Source organism: Thioalkalivibrio sp. ALJ21 (assembly GCF_000378605.1).
Classification (GTDB): domain Bacteria; phylum Pseudomonadota; class Gammaproteobacteria; order Ectothiorhodospirales; family Ectothiorhodospiraceae; genus Thioalkalivibrio.
Window position 1 is genome coordinate 351,578 of sequence record NZ_KB905156.1, and the last position, 16,391, is coordinate 367,968.

Here is a 16,391-nt window from a genome sequence, read left to right on the forward strand (position 1 = left end):
TCGATGATGCCGGACAAGGAACCCGACAACGCGAATGTGCGCGCCTGGCTGGTACTCACCACACTGGACAACGCCGCAGAGGCCGAGAGCCTGGCGGGTGAACTGGTCCAGCGCGGGCTGGCGGCCTGCGTGCATATCCTCCCGGCCGGACGCTCAGTCTATGTGTGGAAAGGGAATATCGAGACCGATTCCGAAGTCACACTGCTGATCAAAACCTCCGTCGATGCCCGCGATGAGCTGCAGGCCCACCTGACGGAACATCACCCATACGAAACCCCGGAGATTATCGCCGTGCCGATCACGCACGGGTCCCCGGATTACCTGAACTGGATAACGCAATGCACCTCCTGAATCTGCGCAACTGGCTGGCGACCTTCCTGGTCGCATTCCTGCTGACTCCGGCCCTGGCGAACGCCATCTTCGATGACGATCTGCTGGACCCGGATGACGCGTTCAGCCTGAGCGCGGAGGCCATTGACGCCGACACGATCCGCCTGACCTGGGAGATCGCGGACGGCTACTACATGTACCGCGAGCAGTTCGAGTTCGAACCCGAGAGCGAAGGGTTGGAGCTCGGCGAACCGAACATCCCCGACGGCGAGAAGAAGACTGACGAGTTCTTCGGCGAGGTCGAGACCTATCGCGACGAGATCAGCATCGAGCTTCCGATCCTCGCGGCCGACAGCACCGAGATCGAACTGACCGCGCGCTCTCAGGGTTGCGCCGACCTCGGCGTGTGCTATCCGCCCCACTTCCAGACCGTCTCGCTGGAGCTCCCGGGCCTGCCGGGCGAGAACGGTGAAGAGGCGACCGAAGGAGAGACCACAGAAGACGAAGCCGCAGACGAGGAACGTAGCGCCCTGGACGAGATGGGCGACCTTTCCGGCGATCTGGGTACCGCCGACGACCTGCTCGAGCCGGAAGAGGCCTTTGCCGCCTCGCTCGAGGCCATCAGCCAGAATGCGGTCATCCTGCGTTTCGAAATCGCCGAGAACTACTACCTCTACCGCGACCAACTCGATGTGCGCATCGCCGAAGGTGACGGGATCGAGCTGGGACCGGTCAATCCGCCCGAGGGCGAGAAGCACGAGGACGAGTTCTTCGGCGAGACCGAAATCTATCGCGATCGGGTCGAGATCCTGGTCCCGGTGCTGCGCGACGAGGATGATGTCTCCGAGATCACCCTGGCGATTGACTACCAGGGCTGCTGGGATGGAGGCGTGTGCTACCCGCCGCTGACCCAGGAGGTCTCGGTCAGTTTCGACTCCGACCTGGCCGCAGAGGCCGACGAGGACGCCCTGCCGGAGACCGGCGACGAAGCCCTGGACGAGATCGAAACCACCGACGCCGCCCCGGAAGAGGACGACGAGGCGGCAGCCCCCGTCACCCAGCAGGACCGCATCGCGGCCCAGCTCGCCGATGGCCAGATCTGGCTGGTGGCGCTGGCCTTCTTCGGCTTCGGGCTGCTGCTGACGTTCACCCCCTGCGTGTTCCCGATGATCCCGATCCTGTCGAATATCATCATCGGGCAGAAGAACCTGACCACCCGCAAGGCATTCCTGATCTCGCTGGTGTTCGTGCTGGCGATGGCGCTGACCTACACCATCGCCGGGGTGTTCGCGGGGCTGGCCGGGGCCAACCTGCAGGCGGCCTTCCAGAACCCCTGGATCATCGGCACGTTCGTGGCAATCTTCGTCGCGCTGGCGATGTCGATGTTCGGCTTCTACGAACTGCAGATGCCGGCCAGCGTGCAGAGCAAGCTGTCGCAGATCAGCAACCGCCAGGAAGGCGGCACCTACATGGGCGCCGGGATCATGGGCTTCCTGTCGGCCCTGATCGTCGGTCCGTGCGTAACCGCGCCGCTGATTGGCGCCCTGCTCTACATCAGCCATACCGGTGACGCCGTCCTGGGCGGCATCGCCCTGTTCTCCCTGAGCATGGGCATGGGCGCACCGCTGCTGGCGATCGGCACCTCGGCCGGCCGTCTGCTGCCGAAGGCCGGCCCGTGGATGGACACCATCAAGGCGGTATTCGGTGTGGGCCTGCTGGCGATCGGCATCTGGCTGCTTGAGCGGGTAATCCCCGGCGAGCTGGCGATGTTCCTGTGGGCCATTCTGCTGATCGTCACTGCAGTGTACATGGGCGCGCTGCGCACCCTGCCGGAGGGAAGTTCGGGCTGGTACACGCTGTGGAAGGGCCTGGGTGTGGTCCTTCTGATCTACGGCGTCCTGCTGATGCTGGGCGCGGCCACCGGCGGCAAGGACGTCTTCCGCCCGCTGGCCACGCTCAACCAGCCGACGATGACGGCCAGTGGCGAACGCTCTGGCCCCACAGAAATGGAGTTCACCTACATCGACAGCCTCGATGACCTGGAACGCGAGCTGGAACAGGCCCAGAACAACAACCAGCCGGTGTTCCTGGACTTCTATGCCGACTGGTGCGTGGACTGTGTGCGCCTGGAACGGACGACCTTCCAGGACCAGCGCGTGATCAGTGCGATGGCGGACGTGCACCTGCTCAAGGTGGATGTGACCGACAACACCTCCGAGCACCGCAACCTGATGCGCGAGTTCAACCTGTTCGGGCCGCCCGCGATGATCTTCTGGGATTCCGACGGCAACGAGTTGCGCAACTATCGCAACGTGGGCTACCTGAACGCCGACCGCTTCCTGGCCCATGTAGAAAATGCGCTCGGGGTGACGCCATGAAGCATCGCTCGCACACATTTGGCTGGATCGCCCTTGCCGCCGCCGGTGCCCTCCTGCTGGCCGGCTGCGAGGAACCGACACCGGAAATGGATACCGCCGAGGCAAATGGGGGCGAAGCCGCGGAGGCCGCCGCCGAAGAGGCCCAGGGTGACCCCCGCATCGACTTCACCCTTCCAGATCTGGACGGTAACGACCGCCAGCTGAGCGAGTGGGATGGCGACCTGATCGTGCTCAACTTCTGGGCGACGTGGTGCCCGCCGTGCAAGAAAGAGATGCCGTTGTTCCAGGAGACCTGGGAAGAGCATCGGGACGATGGCTTCACCATCGTCGCCGTCGCCGTGGACGAACTCAGCGCAACCCAGCACTTCGTCGATGACTTCGGGATCGAATTTCCGATCCTGATCGGCCAGGACGAGGCCGTGGAAGTCGGTCGCAAGTACGGAAACCGCATCGGCGCACTGCCCTACACGGTGCTGATCGACCGCGATGGCATTATCCGTGACACCCATCGCGGCGAGGTCGAGGAAGAAGACCTGCAGGCCTGGCTGGACGATTACCTCTAAGGGCGTGCGACGGCAGCGGCGGCCAGGCCATCGAATCCCGCCTGCTGGAGCTTGCATTCCGCCAGGCGCACGGCCGCCACGAGCGCCTGTTCGGGGGGCTCGCCCGAGACCAGTGCATTGATCAGCCCGGCATTGAAGGTATCGCCAGCTCCCACGCTGTCGACGACACGCAAACCCGGGGTGGGCGCGCAATAGACCTGTAGTTCATCCTGTGCGAGCCAGGCCCCCTCGGCTCCGGCCGTCACGGTCACGATACGCCCGGGGTAACGGCGGGCCAGTTCGGCCGCGGCCTCGTCAGGGCGTGCCGCAATTCCCTGCGCCCAGTCCCGCGACAGCATCAGGACATCGGCCCACTCGAGACACGCCTCCAGACCCGGGCGTCGCTTCTCCAGTTCCAGTGAGATCGGTTGGTCCGTCACGGCTTCACGGACCCGGGGCAGGACCGTTCGCAGGGTCTCTGGCTGGCGTCCCTCGAAATGCAGCCAGTCGTACTCCTCCCACGCGATCCGCCGCAGATCGGCTGCACTGAGCTCGGGCAGGTCACGGTGGTGCACGATGGTACGGCTACCCGAGTCGCGCGAACGCAGGATATGGGATGTCGGGGTCGCGCCCGGATATCGCGCACAGGCGGCGGTATCGACGCCGCGCGCCACGAGGCGTTCGCGCAGCCAGTCGCCTGACCCATCCTCCGCAAACACGGCAGCAAGGGCCGCACGATGACCGAACTGCGCGAGGATGCAGGCCGTGTTGGTCGCGTTGCCCCCCGGCTGAGAGGAGCTGGCCAGGGCGCGAATCTCTGCGTCCTCACATGGATAGCACTCGACGTCCAGGTTGTGGTCCAGGGTTGCGATGCCCGTTGTCAGGATGCGCGCCATGTTGCTCTCGTCATTCGACCGGGCTGTATTGTGCGGGCCTCGAGGCCCGGCGTCATCCGCGACATCCCGACGACAGCCTGCGACAATGTGGCCTCACCCGATCACGACGAGTGGCATGGCAACCTTCCCCTCCCCGGAAACCGCCGAGGCGGCGTTCTACGAGGCCTTTCAGGCAGGCGACTCCGACGCCATGCGCACGATCTGGCTGGACAGCCCCGAATGCGTTTGTATTCACCCCGGGGGCGAGCGCCTGCTTGGGACCGATGTCATCCTCGAGAGCTGGGACGACATCCTGCCGAACATGCGTGGCGTCGTGATCCACCGCACCGAGCTGAACGTCATCCCGGGGCAAGACCTGGTGATCCACACCCTGCGCGAAAACCTCTACGTCAGCGGCGAACGCCGCGGCGTGATGCTGGCCACGAATGGTTACCGCCTCGAGGGCGAGGGCTGGCGGATGTTCCTGCATCATGCCAGCCCCGACCCGGACCCACCGCCGACCTGGGATACGGGACGGGTGCACTGATGGGCGGGGCGAGCGACGAATGCCTGATGGCCTACTACGAGGCCTTTCGTGCCGCAGACATCGAGCGGATGATGCGGTTATGGGCAGAACGCCCGGATATCGTCTGCGTGCACCCGGGCAGCCCTCGGGCCCATCGCGGGGTTTCCGAGGTAATGGAGAGCTGGCTGCTGGTATTCGCACGCGAGCTGAACATCGGGATCGAGCCGCGCATCGTCGGGCGCCAGGAAACGACCGAAAGCCTGAGTCTCGTGATCGAGGAGGCGATTACCCGTCCCGGTGATGTCGCGGCCACCGGGACCATCCTGATCAGCCAGACCTGGCGCCGCAGTGGCAATGGCTGGCGGCTCCAGTTTCACCACGCCTCGCACGGACGCCGTGCCCCACCCTCGCAGCAGGGGATGTTCGTACCGGATGGGGGCGGCTCCACCCGGCACTGACGGACAAGCGGCCCTGGCGCGAGAAATTCAGCCCTCCGAGCGGGGCTGGCACAGATCCGGGCGTTGGACCTTCAGGGCATCACAGACCCCGCGAACGGCATCGCGTACGCGTCGCCCCCGCCCCTCCAGCGTCATACTCGCAATCTCCCGATAAAGCGGATCACGGCGCTCGAACAGCTCCTGAAGCTTGGCCCGTGGGTCTGCCACCTCGTTCAGCAGGGGGCGTTTGCGATTGCGGCGCGTACGCCGGAACTGCTCGTCCACCGGGACGCGCAGGTAGATCACGAAGTGCTGACTCAAGAGATCGCGATTCTCCGGGCGCTCGACGATCCCGCCGCCCGTGGCGATGACCACTCCATCGCGCTCCAGCAGCGATTGCAGCATCGCCGACTCGCGCTTGCGAAAACCCGCCTCGCCCTCGAACTCGAAGATCGTGGGGATATCCACGCCGGTACGCCGCTGGATCTCCTGATCGGTATCGAAGAACGGGCGCCGCAACAGCCCCGCCAGCCCGCGCCCAATCGTGCTTTTGCCGGCCCCCATGGGCCCTACCAGGACAATGTTCTGCATGGCGGCAAGGCTACTGGCCTCGCTGGACAAAGAAAAGCCGGGGACAGGCCCCGGCTTTCTCTGCCAATGCGCATTTCGTGGTCAGTCGAGAACGCGCGGCGTCACGAAGATGAGCAACTCCGCCTTGGTGTTCTGGGTCGAACGATTGCGGAAGAGATTGCCCAGGAACGGGATATCGCCGAAGAACGGAACCTTCTCGAGGTTGGTACGGCTGTCGATCTCGTAGACGCCACCGAGCACAACCGTCTCGCCGTTACCGACGAACACCTGGGTCTGGACTTCGCGCTTGTTGATCCCCGGCACACCCAGCACCTCGCGCTGACTGGGCTCGTCCTTGGTCACGTTGATATCCAGGATTACGTTACCGTTCGGCGTGATTTGCGGCGTCACCTCGGTGGACAGCACCGCCTCGATAAACTGGGTAGAGGTGGCACCGGAGGCGGTGGCCTCCTGATACGGGATCTCCTCACCCTGCTTGATGGACGCCGTTTGGCCGTTGGCCGTGATCACACGCGGACTGGAGATGATCTCCCCGCGGCCCTCGACCTGCAGGGCCGACAGCTCGAGATCAAGCAGTACTCCGCTACGCAGGATACTGATCCCGGCCTGCCCCGCGTTGCCACTGGCGGGCAGCGAGCTGTTCAGGCGATCGCCAATCGCGATACCCCCAACCCCCGCCGTTGTTGCGTCACGGGCCGCATCTGCACCCTCGATGGAACCCGCGCCACCCATGCGAGTCCGGCGATCCCCTCGTGTCCCGGAGATGCCGAAGCGTGCCCCCAGTTCGCGGTTGAAGGTGTCCTCCGCGATCACGATGCGGGTCTCGATCAGCACCTGCTGCACGGGCACGTCGAGGGTCTGCACCAGACGCCGCACATCCTCGATACGGTTCTGGGTGTCCTGCACCAGCAGGGTGTTGGTGCGGCTGTCGATGGTGATGCTGCCGCGATCGGACAGGAACTGGCCGGTCTCGTCGCCACGGATCAGGGAAGCGATCTGCTCGGCCTGGGCAAAGTTGATCTGCACGAACTCGGTGCGCAACGGCTCCAGTTCCTGGCGATCGCGCTGCGCCTCCAGCTCCAGGCGTTCGCGCGCCGCAATCTCTTCGCTTGGGGCCACGTAGAGCACGTTGCCGTCCATACGCTTGTCGAGCCCGCGGGAGCGCAGAATGATATCCAGCGCCTGATCCCAGGGGACGTTGTTCAGGCGCAAGGTGATATTGCCACCCACGGTATCGCTGACCACGATATTGAGATCAGTAAAGTCAGCCAGCAGCTGCAGGACCGAACGCACCTCGATATCCTGGAAATTCAGTGACAGGCGCTCGCCCTCGAACTGCTCCTCCTCGCGGCGCCGCGCCTCGCGTTCCGCCTCGGTAATCGGCGCCACCTCCAGCACAAAACGGCGATCGCTCTGATAGGAGAGGACTTCGTATTCGCCATGCGCGCCCACTTCCATGCGCACACGCTCGCGCTCGGCCACGGTGTCGATGGTGCGGACCGGTGTGGCGAAATCGAGCACGTCCAGTCGGCGCTCCAGGGATTCGTCCACGCGAGCGCGCGGGAACGTCAGCTCAACCTTGCCCGCCTGCTCGCGCACATTGACCTCGGCCCCCGAGCGCGACAGGTCGATCTCGACTCGGCCTTCGCCCTCGGAACCGCGACGAAAATCGATGCCGGTAATCTCGACCGGGCGCGCGCTGCGCGTCGCCCGTTCGGAGGGCTCGCCGGCCCGATCGACCACCTGCTGGACATCGCTGTCGGCCTCGGAAACCCCGCGGCCCAGCGTCAGGATCAGGTTGTTGCCTTCGACCCGGGTCTGGTACTCGGAGGGCTGGGTCAGGTTCAGCACCACGCGCGTGCGATCACCGGATTCGACCGCCGTGGCGGTCAGCAGCGGGCCCACATTGAGGTCCGTCTCGCGGCTGCGCAGCGCATTGCCAGCATCCGGCAGGTCCAGTGCGATACGCGGCGGGGAGTCGATGGCAAAGGCCCGCACGTCTTCGGGCGGAGTCCCGGAAAAGCGCAGATTCACCTGCACCCGGTCACCGCTAATGCTGGCCGCCCGAATCTCTTCCAGTTCGGTCGCCGCCACCCCCTGCGAAACCATGAACAGCAAAGCCGCCATCACGGTGCCCGCCAGCGCGCGCATGGAAGAACCCATGTGTAATCCCCTGTAGTTGTTGCCGGTCTTGCGGCCCATTCGGTTCATCATTGTTCTGCTCCCCCAACCGCTAGTCGGCCAGCGCCACGGAGTTTTCGCGTTCCACGTACCCGCCGAAGGCATCCGGGACCACCTCGACCAGCTTCACCCGGGTAGCCGTGATCTCGACGATACGGCCGTGGTTTTCGCCCATGTAATTGCCAACCGTCACGCGCTGAATACCCCGATCGGGGGTACGGACCAGGGCATAACGCACCTCGTCCTGCTCCAGCGATCCCACCATGCGCAGGGAATCCAGCGGGAAGCTCTCGAGGAATTCGCGGGGGCGATCCGGGTCCACCTCGGCGTCGCCGGGCTCGCCCTGGGCTGCCGCCAGCTCGGGCTGCGCAATCACGGAGGAATCGAACGGGGAGCGGGTATGCCCCGGATACAGGTAGGGCTCGTGCGGCTCCAGCGTCGGGATCGGGTCGATACCGCTGCCCGGACGCTCATTGATCTCCGCGATATAGCGCTCCAGGTCGCTCTTGTCCGGGGCGCAACCTGACAACCCGAATGTGGCCACCAGGCCCAGCGCAAGGGCCGCACCCAGGGATCGCTGTGCAGGGTTCCGCATCAGTGGTCCTCCAGGTAGCGGTAGGTACGCGCAGTGGCGTCCATCAGCAGATCGTTATCGGAATTGCCCCGACGAATGTGCATGTCGTGCATGGTGACGACGCGCGGGAGCGCCGAGGTCCCGCTGACGAATTCGGCCAGATCCTCGTAGTCGCCACGCACCCGCAGACGAATCGGCACCTCGGCATAGAAGTCCCGTCGGTTTTCGCCGCGCGGCTCGAACAGCTCGATCTCGAGCCCGGCCTGCAAGCCGGTCTGCGAGATATCCACCAGCAGGCTGGGGATCTCGGCGCTGCTCGGCAAAAGCTCCAGCAACGAGGCGAACATGCGCTCCATCTCTTCGAGCTGTTCCTCGTAGGCCTCGAGATTCGCGGCTCGCTCCTGCTTGTCCTCGAATTCGGCGCGCAGTTGCACCTCGCGATTTTCGGCGCGTTCCAGGTCGGTGCGCTGATCGCCGATGAAGAAGTAATAGGACAGCCCCAGGATGACCAGAACGATGACGATCAGGATCAGCGCCTTTACGGCCCAGGACGCCTCGCCAATGTTATTGAAGTCGATCTCGTTGAGTTCCTTGATATTCATCAGGAATCCTCCTCGACATCCGAAGGCCGTGTCTGATTGGCGTCGAGGCGGAAGTCACGCACCTGCAGGCTGCCGTCTTCACGTGTCTCGATGATCTGCAGGTTGGAATCGGCCAGCCACGGCGAGGCGTCGATGCGCCGCATCAGCGTCGAGATCCGGGTGTTGGATTCGGCACGCCCGGTCAGGCGAATGCGTTCGCCCTCCTGGCGCACCTCGTTGAGATAGGTGCCGTCCGGCAACGTCTCCACCAGCTGATCGAACAGGTGCACGGCCTCGGGGCGGCGCGCCTGCAAGGTCTGAATCACTTCCATGCGCGCGATCAGGGCCTGGCGCTGCTCGTCCAGATCGCGGATGCGCGCAATCTTGCGGTCCAGCTCGCGGATCTCGCTCTCCAGCATCTGGTTACGTGACTGTTGATGGTCGATCAGCGCGCTCATAAAGGTATGCGCGCCGAAAGCCAGCAACACGCCGACCACGACCGCGCCACCCACGGCGCCAAAGAATTGCTTGCGCCGCTGCTCGCGGGCCTTCTCGCGCCAGGGGAGGAGGTTGATGTAGATCATCCGGCGTACCCCCTGATGGCCAGGCCACAGGCCGTAAGCAGCGCGGGGGCGTCATTGGCGAAGCGCTGCTGATTCACCCGGCGGGAAAGCGCCATGCCGCGAAACGGGTTGGCGACGGACACCGGGGTCCCGGAGCTTTCCTCGAGCATCTCGTCGACACCCGCGATCGCGGCACAGCCGCCACCCAGCAGGATGTGGTCGATCGAGTCCTGCGGGCGCGTCACGTAGAAGTACTGCAGCAGACGCTGGATCTGATCCATCATCGTCTGCTTGAATGGCTCGAGGATGTTGCTGACGTAGTCGGCCGGAAGGTCGCCGCTCATCTTGGCGGAGCCGGCCTCCTGATAGTTCATGCTGTAGCGGCGCATGATCTCCTCGGTCAGCATGCGGCCGCCAAAATTCTGCTCGCGGGTATAGATCACGCCCTCGGTCTGGCTGACGACATAGACCGCCGTCACCGAGGAGCCGACGTCCACAATCGCGACGATGGGCTTGTTCTCGCGATCGGGGATCTGCTCGACCAGGCGTTCGGAGGCGTGCTCGATCGCGTAGGCCTCGACATCCACCAGCTCGGGGGTGAGCTTGGCGGACTCGGCGATCGCCACACGCGATTCGACATTCTCGCGCCGCGAGGCGACGACCAGAACGTCAACGAGCTGGGGATTCTTTTCGTTGGTGCCGAGGACCTGAAAGTCGAGATTGACCTCTTCCAGGGTGTAGGGGATGTACTGATCGGCCTCGACGAAGACCTGGCCCTCGAGCTCGGTGTCGCTGAGCGTGGCCGACATCTGGATGGTCTTGGTAATGACGGCCGAAGACGGCACGGCCATCGCACAGTGCTTGAGCTTTGTGCCGGAACGCTTGACCGCGCGGGCGAGCGCGTTCCCCACCGCCTCGGTGTCCTGGCAGACCTTGTCCACCATCACACCATCCGGCAGCGGCTCCACCGCAAAGGCCTCAACCCGGTAGCCCTTGCCCTGCCGAGCCAGCTCCAGCACCTTCACGGCGGCGGAGCTGACATCCACGCCCAGCAGTCCCTGCTTGCTCTTTCCGAGACTCAGCACACATCCCCCTGTATACCCCAATGAAAGTAACTGGTAGCGTTACAATCAAGTATGCTAGCTCGTTCACAATATACACTCCGAAATCCGGGTTGCAAGTTGCTTTGAAAGCTGATTCTTAACTTGGCCCCACTTTTTCTACAGTCATGAAGCCGATTCTCAAGATTTTTGCGGCGTTGCTGGCGCTGATCCTGGCGGCCGGAATCGGCGTATCCGCAGCCATTGCGGCCCTGTACGTGCACTACGCCCCGACCCTCCCCGAAGCGGAGGCGGTACGCGACGTGCGCCTGCAAACCCCACTGCAAGTCCGCACGGCGGACGGTCTGCTGATGGGCGAGTTCGCAGAAGAACGCCGTATCCCCCTGCCCATCGACGAAATTCCCGAGCGCGTCCGCCAGGCCTTCATCGCGGCCGAGGACGAGCGCTTCTACGACCATCCCGGGGTCGACATCGTTGGCCTGGCAAGAGCGGCGATCAACGAGATCTCCACTCGCGGCGAACGCAGCCAGGGGGGCTCCACCATCACCATGCAGTTGGCGCGCAATGTCTTTCTGACGCGCGACCGCACCTACGAGCGCAAGCTGCGCGAGATTTTCCTGGCCATTCGCATGGAACAGGAAATGAGCAAGGACGAGATCCTCGAGTTGTATCTGAACAAGATCTACCTGGGCCAGCGCGCCTACGGGATCGAGGCCGCCGCTCGGGTCTACTACGGCCGCTCCATCGATGAGCTGGAACTGGACGAGATCGCGGTCCTCGCGGCGCTGCCCAAGGCGCCGTCCACGACCAACCCCGTTGCCAGTGCCCAGCGCGCAGAGATCCGTCGCAATTACGTGCTGCGCCGCATGCTGGATACCGGCGTGATCGGCGAGTCGGAATACGAGGAGGCGGTGGCCCGCCCGGTATCGTCCGAGCGGCACGTGGCCGCGACCGAGGTCGACGCCCACTGGGTGGCGGAGGCGGCCCGCCAGATCGTCTTCAACCTCTGGGGCGAGGACGCCTACCGGCGCGGCCTGCAGGTCCACACATCGATTGACTCCCGCTACCAGGAAGCCGCCAACCAGGCCTTGCGCGAGGGCCTGCTGGAATACGACGAACGCCACGGTTATCGCGGGCCCGAGGATCAGCTAAGCGAGGAGACCATGGCCGACGCCGAGGCGCGCCACCGCGCCCTCAAGGCACAGGGCATACACGGGCGCCTGCTGTTTCCCGTAGTCGTTATGGAACGCGACGGAGACGGCACGCTGCATGTCGATGGCGGCCAGATCGGCGAACTCACCATCGACCCCCGCGACCAGGAATGGGCACGCAACCCGGAATTCGAGCCGGGCGACGTGATCCGCGTCAGGCCCTATACCGACGGGCGCTGGCGCCTGGCGCAGAAACCCGAGGTGACCGGCGCGGTGATCGCCCAGTCGCCGGCCGATGGGGCTATCGTTGCGCTCGCGGGAGGCTTCGATTTCTTCGAGAATCGCTATGATCGCAGCACCCAGGCGCAACGGCAGCCCGGCTCCGCATTCAAGCCGCTGGTGTACGCGCTGGCATTGCAGGATGGCTACCGCCCGGATGGCGTCCTGGTCGATGCCCCGATGGTCTTTGACGATCCGGCACTCGGGGCCGAGTGGCGTCCACAGAACTACTCCCGGCAGTTCCAGGGCGAAATGAGCATGCGCGATGCCCTTGCCCAGTCACGCAATCTGGCATCGATCCGCCTGCTCAACAGCCTGGGACCGCAGCGCGTGCACGAACAGCTGCCGCGCTTCGGCCTGGATCCGGACAAGCACCCCAGCAACCTGTCGATGGTGCTCGGTACCGGTGCGGTCACGCCCCTTCAGCTGAACAATGCCTACGGGGTGTTCGCCTCCGGCGGCAAGCTGCACAGCCCGTGGATCATCACGCGCATCGAGACGGACGACGGAGAGGTCCTCTACACAGCGCCGACCGAACGCGCCTGCCCCGAACCCTGCGAGAGTCCGGCCGGCCAGGACCTCTACCTGAACGCCAGCGGCGGTCCGCTGCAGTACACCGACCCGGCACAGGTACTGGAGCCGGGTGTCGCCTGGCAGATGAGCAACATGCTGGGGCACGTGATCACCGCCGGCACCGGGCGTCAGGCGCAGCAGCTGGGACGCTCGGATCTCGCCGGCAAGACCGGGACGACCAACAGCTATCGCGATGCCTGGTTCTCGGGGTTCAACGCCGACATCGTCGCGACCGCCTGGGTCGGGTTCGACGACAACCGCGAACTGGGCCGTCGCGAGAGTGGCGGGCGCACGGCGCTCCCGCTCTGGATTCGATTCATGGACTCGGTGCTGACCGATGCACCGGAACGCCCCGTGGAGCGCCCGGATGACCTGCAGCGCGTGGCGATCCTGCCAGACGGGCGCCGCGCACCAAGCGAGGAGACCCCGGGGGCCAATATCCAGTGGCTCATCCCGCAGCAGGTGCCGGAGCGCGGCCAGGCCCCGGTGGCCCCCCGCGGGGAGAATGGTCAGGGCCCGGCCGAGTCGGTGTTCTGATGAGCGCCTCGCGCATTCGCCAGGAACTGGCCCAGGAGGCCGCACGGATCCTGCTCGACGACGGCATCCGCGACTTCGCGCTGGCCAAGCGCAAGGCCGCCGAGCATCTGGGTGTCGAACCACGCCACGAAATGCCGCGCAATATCGAGATCCAGGAGGCCGCGATCGAGCGCAGCCGCCTGTTCGCAACGGACGGCAGCCGCCAGGCCTACCGTGACCGCCTCGAGGCCGCCCGGATCGTCATGGAGCGGCTGGCGGAACTGGAACCGCGCCTGGTCGGCCCGCTGCTGGACGGCATCGTCGAGCGCCAGCCGCTGGTCAACCTCCATGCGTTTGCCGAGACGGTGGAGGAGGTCATCCTCGACCTGGGTGAGCGCGGAATTCGCTGCCAGACGGGCGAACGCCGCTATCGCAGCCGGCAGGGGCGCGAGCAGCGGGTACCGTTTCTGAGTTTTCGCGGGCCGAATGACACGGACATTGAACTGACCGTATTCCCGCTGGACGGGCTGCGCCAGGCGCCGCCGTCGCCGGTGGACGGCAAGCCCATGGCCCGCGCAGGGCGCGCGGACGTGGACAGGCTGCTGGCCGCCGCGAACGCCGACGCACCAGCGGCGGCCGACGCGTCCTGACGCCAGGAAGGCGCCGCTGCCTTAGTCGCGGCGGTAGGAGGTGACGGTCTCGACCAGGGTTGCCACCCGTTCCGGGTCGATCCCCGGATGAATCCCGTGCCCCAGGTTGAAGACATGACCGGTATCCCGGTCGAAGCCGTCCAGCACCCGCAGGGCCTCCTCGCGCACCACCGCATCCGGCGCGTACAGCACCGACGGATCCAGGTTGCCCTGCAGCGCCACGCGATCGCCCACACGGCGGCTCGCCTCGGCAATCTCGATCGTCCAGTCCAGCCCCAGCGCATCGGCACCGGTCTCGGCCTGCGCCTCGAGCCAGGCATCGCCACCCTTGGTGAACAGGGTAACCGGCACGCGACGGCCGTCGTGGTCCCGAATCAGACCATCGACGATGCGCTGCATGTAGGCCAGCGAGAACTCGCGGTAGCCGCGCGGCGTCAGCGACCCGCCCCAGGTATCGAAGACCATCACGGCCTGCGCACCGGCGCGAATCTGCGCGTTCAGGTATTCGGTGACCGCGCTGGCGACCTTCTGCAGCAGCGCATGCATCGCCTGCGGCTCGCCGTACATCAGCCGCTTGGTCTCGGCGAAGTCGCGCGAGCCCTGGCCTTCGACCATGTAGGTGGCCAGCGTCCACGGGCTGCCGGCAAAGCCGATCAACGGCACTTCGCCATTCAGTTCGCGACGGATCAGACGCACCGCATCCATCACATAACGCAGCTCCTGCTCCGGATCCGGCACCGGCAGGTTCTCAATCGCCTCGAGCGAACGGATCGGGTCGCGAAAGCGCGGCCCCTCGCCGGTCTCGAAGTACAATCCCAGCCCCATCGCATCCGGGATGGTGAGTATGTCCGAGAACAGGATCGCCGCGTCCAGCGGGAACCGGCGCAGCGGCTGCATCGTGACTTCGCAGGCCAGCTCCGGGTTCTGACACAGGTTCATGAAGCTGCCGGCCTGGGCGCGGGTCTCGCGGTACTCCGGCAGATAGCGTCCAGCCTGGCGCATGATCCAGATCGGCGGGCGGTCCACGGGCTCGCGCAACAACGCGCGCAGCAGACGGTCATTCTTCAGGGTCTGGGACATCGAAAAGCTCAAACGCCGAGGTATTCAAGGATGCCTTCGGCGGCCTCCCGGCCCTCGAAGACAGCGGTCACAACCAGGTCCGAGCCGCGCACCATGTCGCCGCCGGCAAAGACCTTCGGGTTGCCGGTCTGGAAGGCGTGCTCGCCAACGGCCTGCACGCGGCCGCCTTCGTCCACGCCAATCTTGTATTCGGCGAACCAGTCCGCCGGGGACGGCCGGAAGCCGAAGGCGATCAGCACGCGGTCGGCCGGGATCACATGCTCGGAGCCCGGCACCGGCTCGGGGCGGCGGCGGCCGCGCTCGTCCGGCGCGCCCATCTGGGTGCGCACGACCTTCACGCCCTCGACCTTGCCATCGCCGACGATCTCGACCGGCTGCACGTTAAACTCGAACTGCACGCCCTCTTCGCGGGCATGCACCACTTCCTTGCGCGAGCCGGGCATGTTCTCTTCATCACGGCGATAGGCGCAGGTTACCGAGGCCGCACCCTGACGGATCGAGGTCCGGTTGCAGTCCATCGCGGTGTCGCCACCGCCGAGGACCACCACACGCTGGCCGGCCACGTCGATAAAGCCGTCTTCATCGTGCTCCCAGCCCATCACCTGGCGGATGTTGGAGATCAGGAACGGCAGCGCCGGGTACACCCCCGGCAGGTCCTCGCCGGGGAAGCCACCCTGCATCGCGGTGTACGTGCCCATGCCGAGGAACACGGCGTCGTATTCCTCCAGCAGCGCATCCATCTGGATATCGCGGCCGATCTCGGTGTTGAGACGGAACTCCACGCCCATGCCCTCGAGGATCTCGCGGCGGGTGCGGATCACCTGCTTTTCGAGCTTGAACGGCGGGATACCGAAGGTCAGCAGGCCGCCGATCTCCGGGTAGCGGTCATAGACCACGGCCTGCACGCCGTTGCGCGCCAGGATATCGGCGCAGCCAAGGCCGGCCGGTCCGGCGCCGATCACGGCCACGCGCTTGTCGGTCGGGGTGACGTCAGAGAGATCCGGGCGCCAGCCGGCCTTCACGGCCTCGTCGGTGATGTATTTCTCCACCGAGCCGATGGTGACCGCGCCAAAACCGTCGTTCAGCGTGCAGGCGCCCTCGCACAGGCGGTCCTGCGGGCAGACGCGGCCGCAGACCTCGGGCAGGGAGTTGGTCTTGTGCGAGAGTTCGGCGGCGGCAAACAGGTTGCCCTCTTCCACCAGCTTCAGCCAGTTCGGGATGAAGTTATGAACCGGACACTTCCATTCGCAATACGGGTTGCCACAGGCCAGGCAGCGGCCCGCCTGCTGCCCCGCGGTCGCCGGGTCGAACTGACCAATGATCTCGCCGAACTCGTGGATACGAATCTCGGCAGGGGTCTTCTGAGGGTCCTGGCGCGGCAGGTCCAGGAACTGCATCGGATTGGAAGCCATGGATCACTCGCTCCGACGGGAACCGGCGGCATGACGCCACGGGGTTCAACCGTTCATGCGTTCAGAAAAGGAACGTTTCGCTCAACCGAGC

The 16,391-nt window shown here is 65.3% G+C and carries 16 protein-coding genes; 7 read left to right on the top strand and 9 right to left on the bottom strand.

Annotated features, from left to right (window positions below):
* Positions 1–3: 3 nt before the first annotated feature.
* From cutA to F579_RS0107720, 3 genes are read left to right on the top strand one after another with little or no spacing between them, the layout of a single operon-like run.
* Positions 4–351, top strand: a complete 348-nt coding sequence (cutA, locus tag F579_RS0107710; protein ID WP_019023713.1) for a divalent-cation tolerance protein CutA — start codon at positions 4–6, stop codon at positions 349–351.
* Complete coding sequence (dsbD, locus tag F579_RS0107715) at positions 339–2,708, top strand: protein-disulfide reductase DsbD (RefSeq protein WP_019023712.1); 2,370 nt, start codon at positions 339–341, stop codon at positions 2,706–2,708. Before cutA ends, dsbD begins: the two co-directional genes overlap by 13 nt.
* Positions 2,705–3,271: a TlpA disulfide reductase family protein gene (locus tag F579_RS0107720; RefSeq protein WP_019023711.1), complete on the top strand. Its 567-nt coding sequence runs from the start codon at positions 2,705–2,707 to the stop codon at positions 3,269–3,271. Before dsbD ends, F579_RS0107720 begins: the two co-directional genes overlap by 4 nt.
* On the opposite strand, the gene F579_RS0107725 is transcribed toward F579_RS0107720, so the two are convergent.
* Positions 3,268–4,146: a PfkB family carbohydrate kinase gene (locus F579_RS0107725; protein ID WP_019023710.1), complete on the bottom strand. Its 879-nt coding sequence runs from the start codon at positions 4,144–4,146 to the stop codon at positions 3,268–3,270. The two genes, F579_RS0107720 and F579_RS0107725, sit on opposite strands and share 4 nt — an antisense overlap.
* A gap of 115 nt (positions 4,147–4,261) precedes the next feature.
* Here F579_RS0107725 and F579_RS0107730 point away from each other — a divergent pair, with 115 nt between their 5' ends.
* Together F579_RS0107730 and F579_RS0107735 are read left to right on the top strand one after the other, a co-directional pair.
* The gene (locus tag F579_RS0107730; protein ID WP_019023709.1) at positions 4,262–4,672 is read left to right on the top strand and encodes a nuclear transport factor 2 family protein; all 411 of its coding nucleotides are present in this window, start codon (positions 4,262–4,264) and stop codon (positions 4,670–4,672) included.
* Positions 4,672–5,109 (top strand): nuclear transport factor 2 family protein, encoded by a 438-nt coding sequence (locus F579_RS0107735; RefSeq protein WP_019023708.1) that lies wholly within the window; start codon positions 4,672–4,674, stop codon positions 5,107–5,109. The genes F579_RS0107730 and F579_RS0107735 overlap by 1 nt, the downstream gene beginning before the upstream one ends.
* Positions 5,110–5,136: 27 nt before the next feature.
* Here F579_RS0107735 and F579_RS0107740 read toward each other — a convergent pair whose 3' ends face one another.
* The 6 genes from F579_RS0107740 to F579_RS0107765 all read right to left on the bottom strand — a co-directional run bounded on the left by F579_RS0107740 (position 5,137) and on the right by F579_RS0107765 (position 10,663).
* A complete protein-coding gene (locus F579_RS0107740; RefSeq protein ID WP_019023707.1) occupies positions 5,137–5,679 on the bottom strand; it encodes a shikimate kinase in 543 nt (180 codons plus the stop codon).
* 81 nt (positions 5,680–5,760) lie between these two features.
* On the bottom strand, positions 5,761–7,881 hold the full coding sequence (gene pilQ / locus F579_RS0107745; RefSeq protein WP_196800379.1) for a type IV pilus secretin PilQ: 2,121 nt from the start codon (positions 7,879–7,881) through the stop codon (positions 5,761–5,763).
* Positions 7,882–7,912: 31 nt separating this feature from the next.
* A complete protein-coding gene (locus F579_RS0107750) occupies positions 7,913–8,455 on the bottom strand; it encodes a pilus assembly protein PilP (RefSeq protein WP_019023705.1) in 543 nt (180 codons plus the stop codon).
* Positions 8,455–9,036: a type 4a pilus biogenesis protein PilO gene (locus tag F579_RS0107755; protein WP_019023704.1), complete on the bottom strand. Its 582-nt coding sequence runs from the start codon at positions 9,034–9,036 to the stop codon at positions 8,455–8,457. Before F579_RS0107755 ends, F579_RS0107750 begins: the two co-directional genes overlap by 1 nt.
* Positions 9,036–9,599, bottom strand: a complete 564-nt coding sequence (locus F579_RS0107760) for a PilN domain-containing protein (protein WP_019023703.1) — start codon at positions 9,597–9,599, stop codon at positions 9,036–9,038. Before F579_RS0107760 ends, F579_RS0107755 begins: the two co-directional genes overlap by 1 nt.
* Positions 9,596–10,663 (bottom strand): pilus assembly protein PilM, encoded by a 1,068-nt coding sequence (locus tag F579_RS0107765; RefSeq protein ID WP_019023702.1) that lies wholly within the window; start codon positions 10,661–10,663, stop codon positions 9,596–9,598. The genes F579_RS0107760 and F579_RS0107765 overlap by 4 nt, the downstream gene beginning before the upstream one ends.
* Before the next feature lie 143 nt (positions 10,664–10,806).
* On the opposite strand from F579_RS0107765, the gene F579_RS0107770 reads away from it, so the two are divergent.
* Positions 10,807–13,179, top strand: coding sequence for a penicillin-binding protein 1A (locus F579_RS0107770; RefSeq protein ID WP_019023701.1), 2,373 nt, complete (start codon positions 10,807–10,809; stop codon positions 13,177–13,179).
* Positions 13,179–13,808: a hypothetical protein gene (locus tag F579_RS0107775; protein ID WP_019023700.1), complete on the top strand. Its 630-nt coding sequence runs from the start codon at positions 13,179–13,181 to the stop codon at positions 13,806–13,808. The genes F579_RS0107770 and F579_RS0107775 overlap by 1 nt, the downstream gene beginning before the upstream one ends.
* A 21-nt stretch (positions 13,809–13,829) precedes the next feature.
* Here F579_RS0107775 and hemE read toward each other — a convergent pair whose 3' ends face one another.
* Positions 13,830–14,888 (bottom strand): uroporphyrinogen decarboxylase, encoded by a 1,059-nt coding sequence (gene hemE / locus F579_RS0107780; RefSeq protein WP_019023699.1) that lies wholly within the window; start codon positions 14,886–14,888, stop codon positions 13,830–13,832.
* Between the two features lie 8 nt (positions 14,889–14,896).
* Entirely contained in the window at positions 14,897–16,300 is a 1,404-nt protein-coding gene (locus F579_RS0107785; RefSeq protein WP_019023698.1) for an FAD-dependent oxidoreductase, read from the bottom strand.
* Positions 16,301–16,391 lie beyond the last annotated feature (91 nt).

Bases quoted from the DNA above. Each gene is read 5' to 3' on its own strand.
- F579_RS0107725 (WP_019023710.1), bottom strand. From the start codon at position 4,146: ATGGCGCGCATCCTGACAACGGGCATCGCAACCCTGGACCACAACCTG.
- cutA (WP_019023713.1), top strand. From the start codon at position 4: ATGATGCCGGACAAGGAACCCGACAACGCGAATGTGCGCGCCTGGCTG.
- F579_RS0107735 (WP_019023708.1), top strand. From the start codon at position 4,672: ATGGGCGGGGCGAGCGACGAATGCCTGATGGCCTACTACGAGGCCTTT.
- dsbD (WP_019023712.1), top strand. From the start codon at position 339: ATGCACCTCCTGAATCTGCGCAACTGGCTGGCGACCTTCCTGGTCGCA.
- F579_RS0107755 (WP_019023704.1), bottom strand. From the start codon at position 9,036: ATGAATATCAAGGAACTCAACGAGATCGACTTCAATAACATTGGCGAG.
- F579_RS0107730 (WP_019023709.1), top strand. From the start codon at position 4,262: ATGGCAACCTTCCCCTCCCCGGAAACCGCCGAGGCGGCGTTCTACGAG.
- F579_RS0107720 (WP_019023711.1), top strand. From the start codon at position 2,705: ATGAAGCATCGCTCGCACACATTTGGCTGGATCGCCCTTGCCGCCGCC.
- F579_RS0107775 (WP_019023700.1), top strand. From the start codon at position 13,179: ATGAGCGCCTCGCGCATTCGCCAGGAACTGGCCCAGGAGGCCGCACGG.
- F579_RS0107770 (WP_019023701.1), top strand. From the start codon at position 10,807: ATGAAGCCGATTCTCAAGATTTTTGCGGCGTTGCTGGCGCTGATCCTG.
- F579_RS0107785 (WP_019023698.1), bottom strand. From the start codon at position 16,300: ATGGCTTCCAATCCGATGCAGTTCCTGGACCTGCCGCGCCAGGACCCT.
- hemE (WP_019023699.1), bottom strand. From the start codon at position 14,888: ATGTCCCAGACCCTGAAGAATGACCGTCTGCTGCGCGCGTTGTTGCGC.
- pilQ (WP_196800379.1), bottom strand. From the start codon at position 7,881: ATGGGCCGCAAGACCGGCAACAACTACAGGGGATTACACATGGGTTCT.
- F579_RS0107740 (WP_019023707.1), bottom strand. From the start codon at position 5,679: ATGCAGAACATTGTCCTGGTAGGGCCCATGGGGGCCGGCAAAAGCACG.
- F579_RS0107750 (WP_019023705.1), bottom strand. From the start codon at position 8,455: ATGCGGAACCCTGCACAGCGATCCCTGGGTGCGGCCCTTGCGCTGGGC.
- F579_RS0107760 (WP_019023703.1), bottom strand. From the start codon at position 9,599: ATGATCTACATCAACCTCCTCCCCTGGCGCGAGAAGGCCCGCGAGCAG.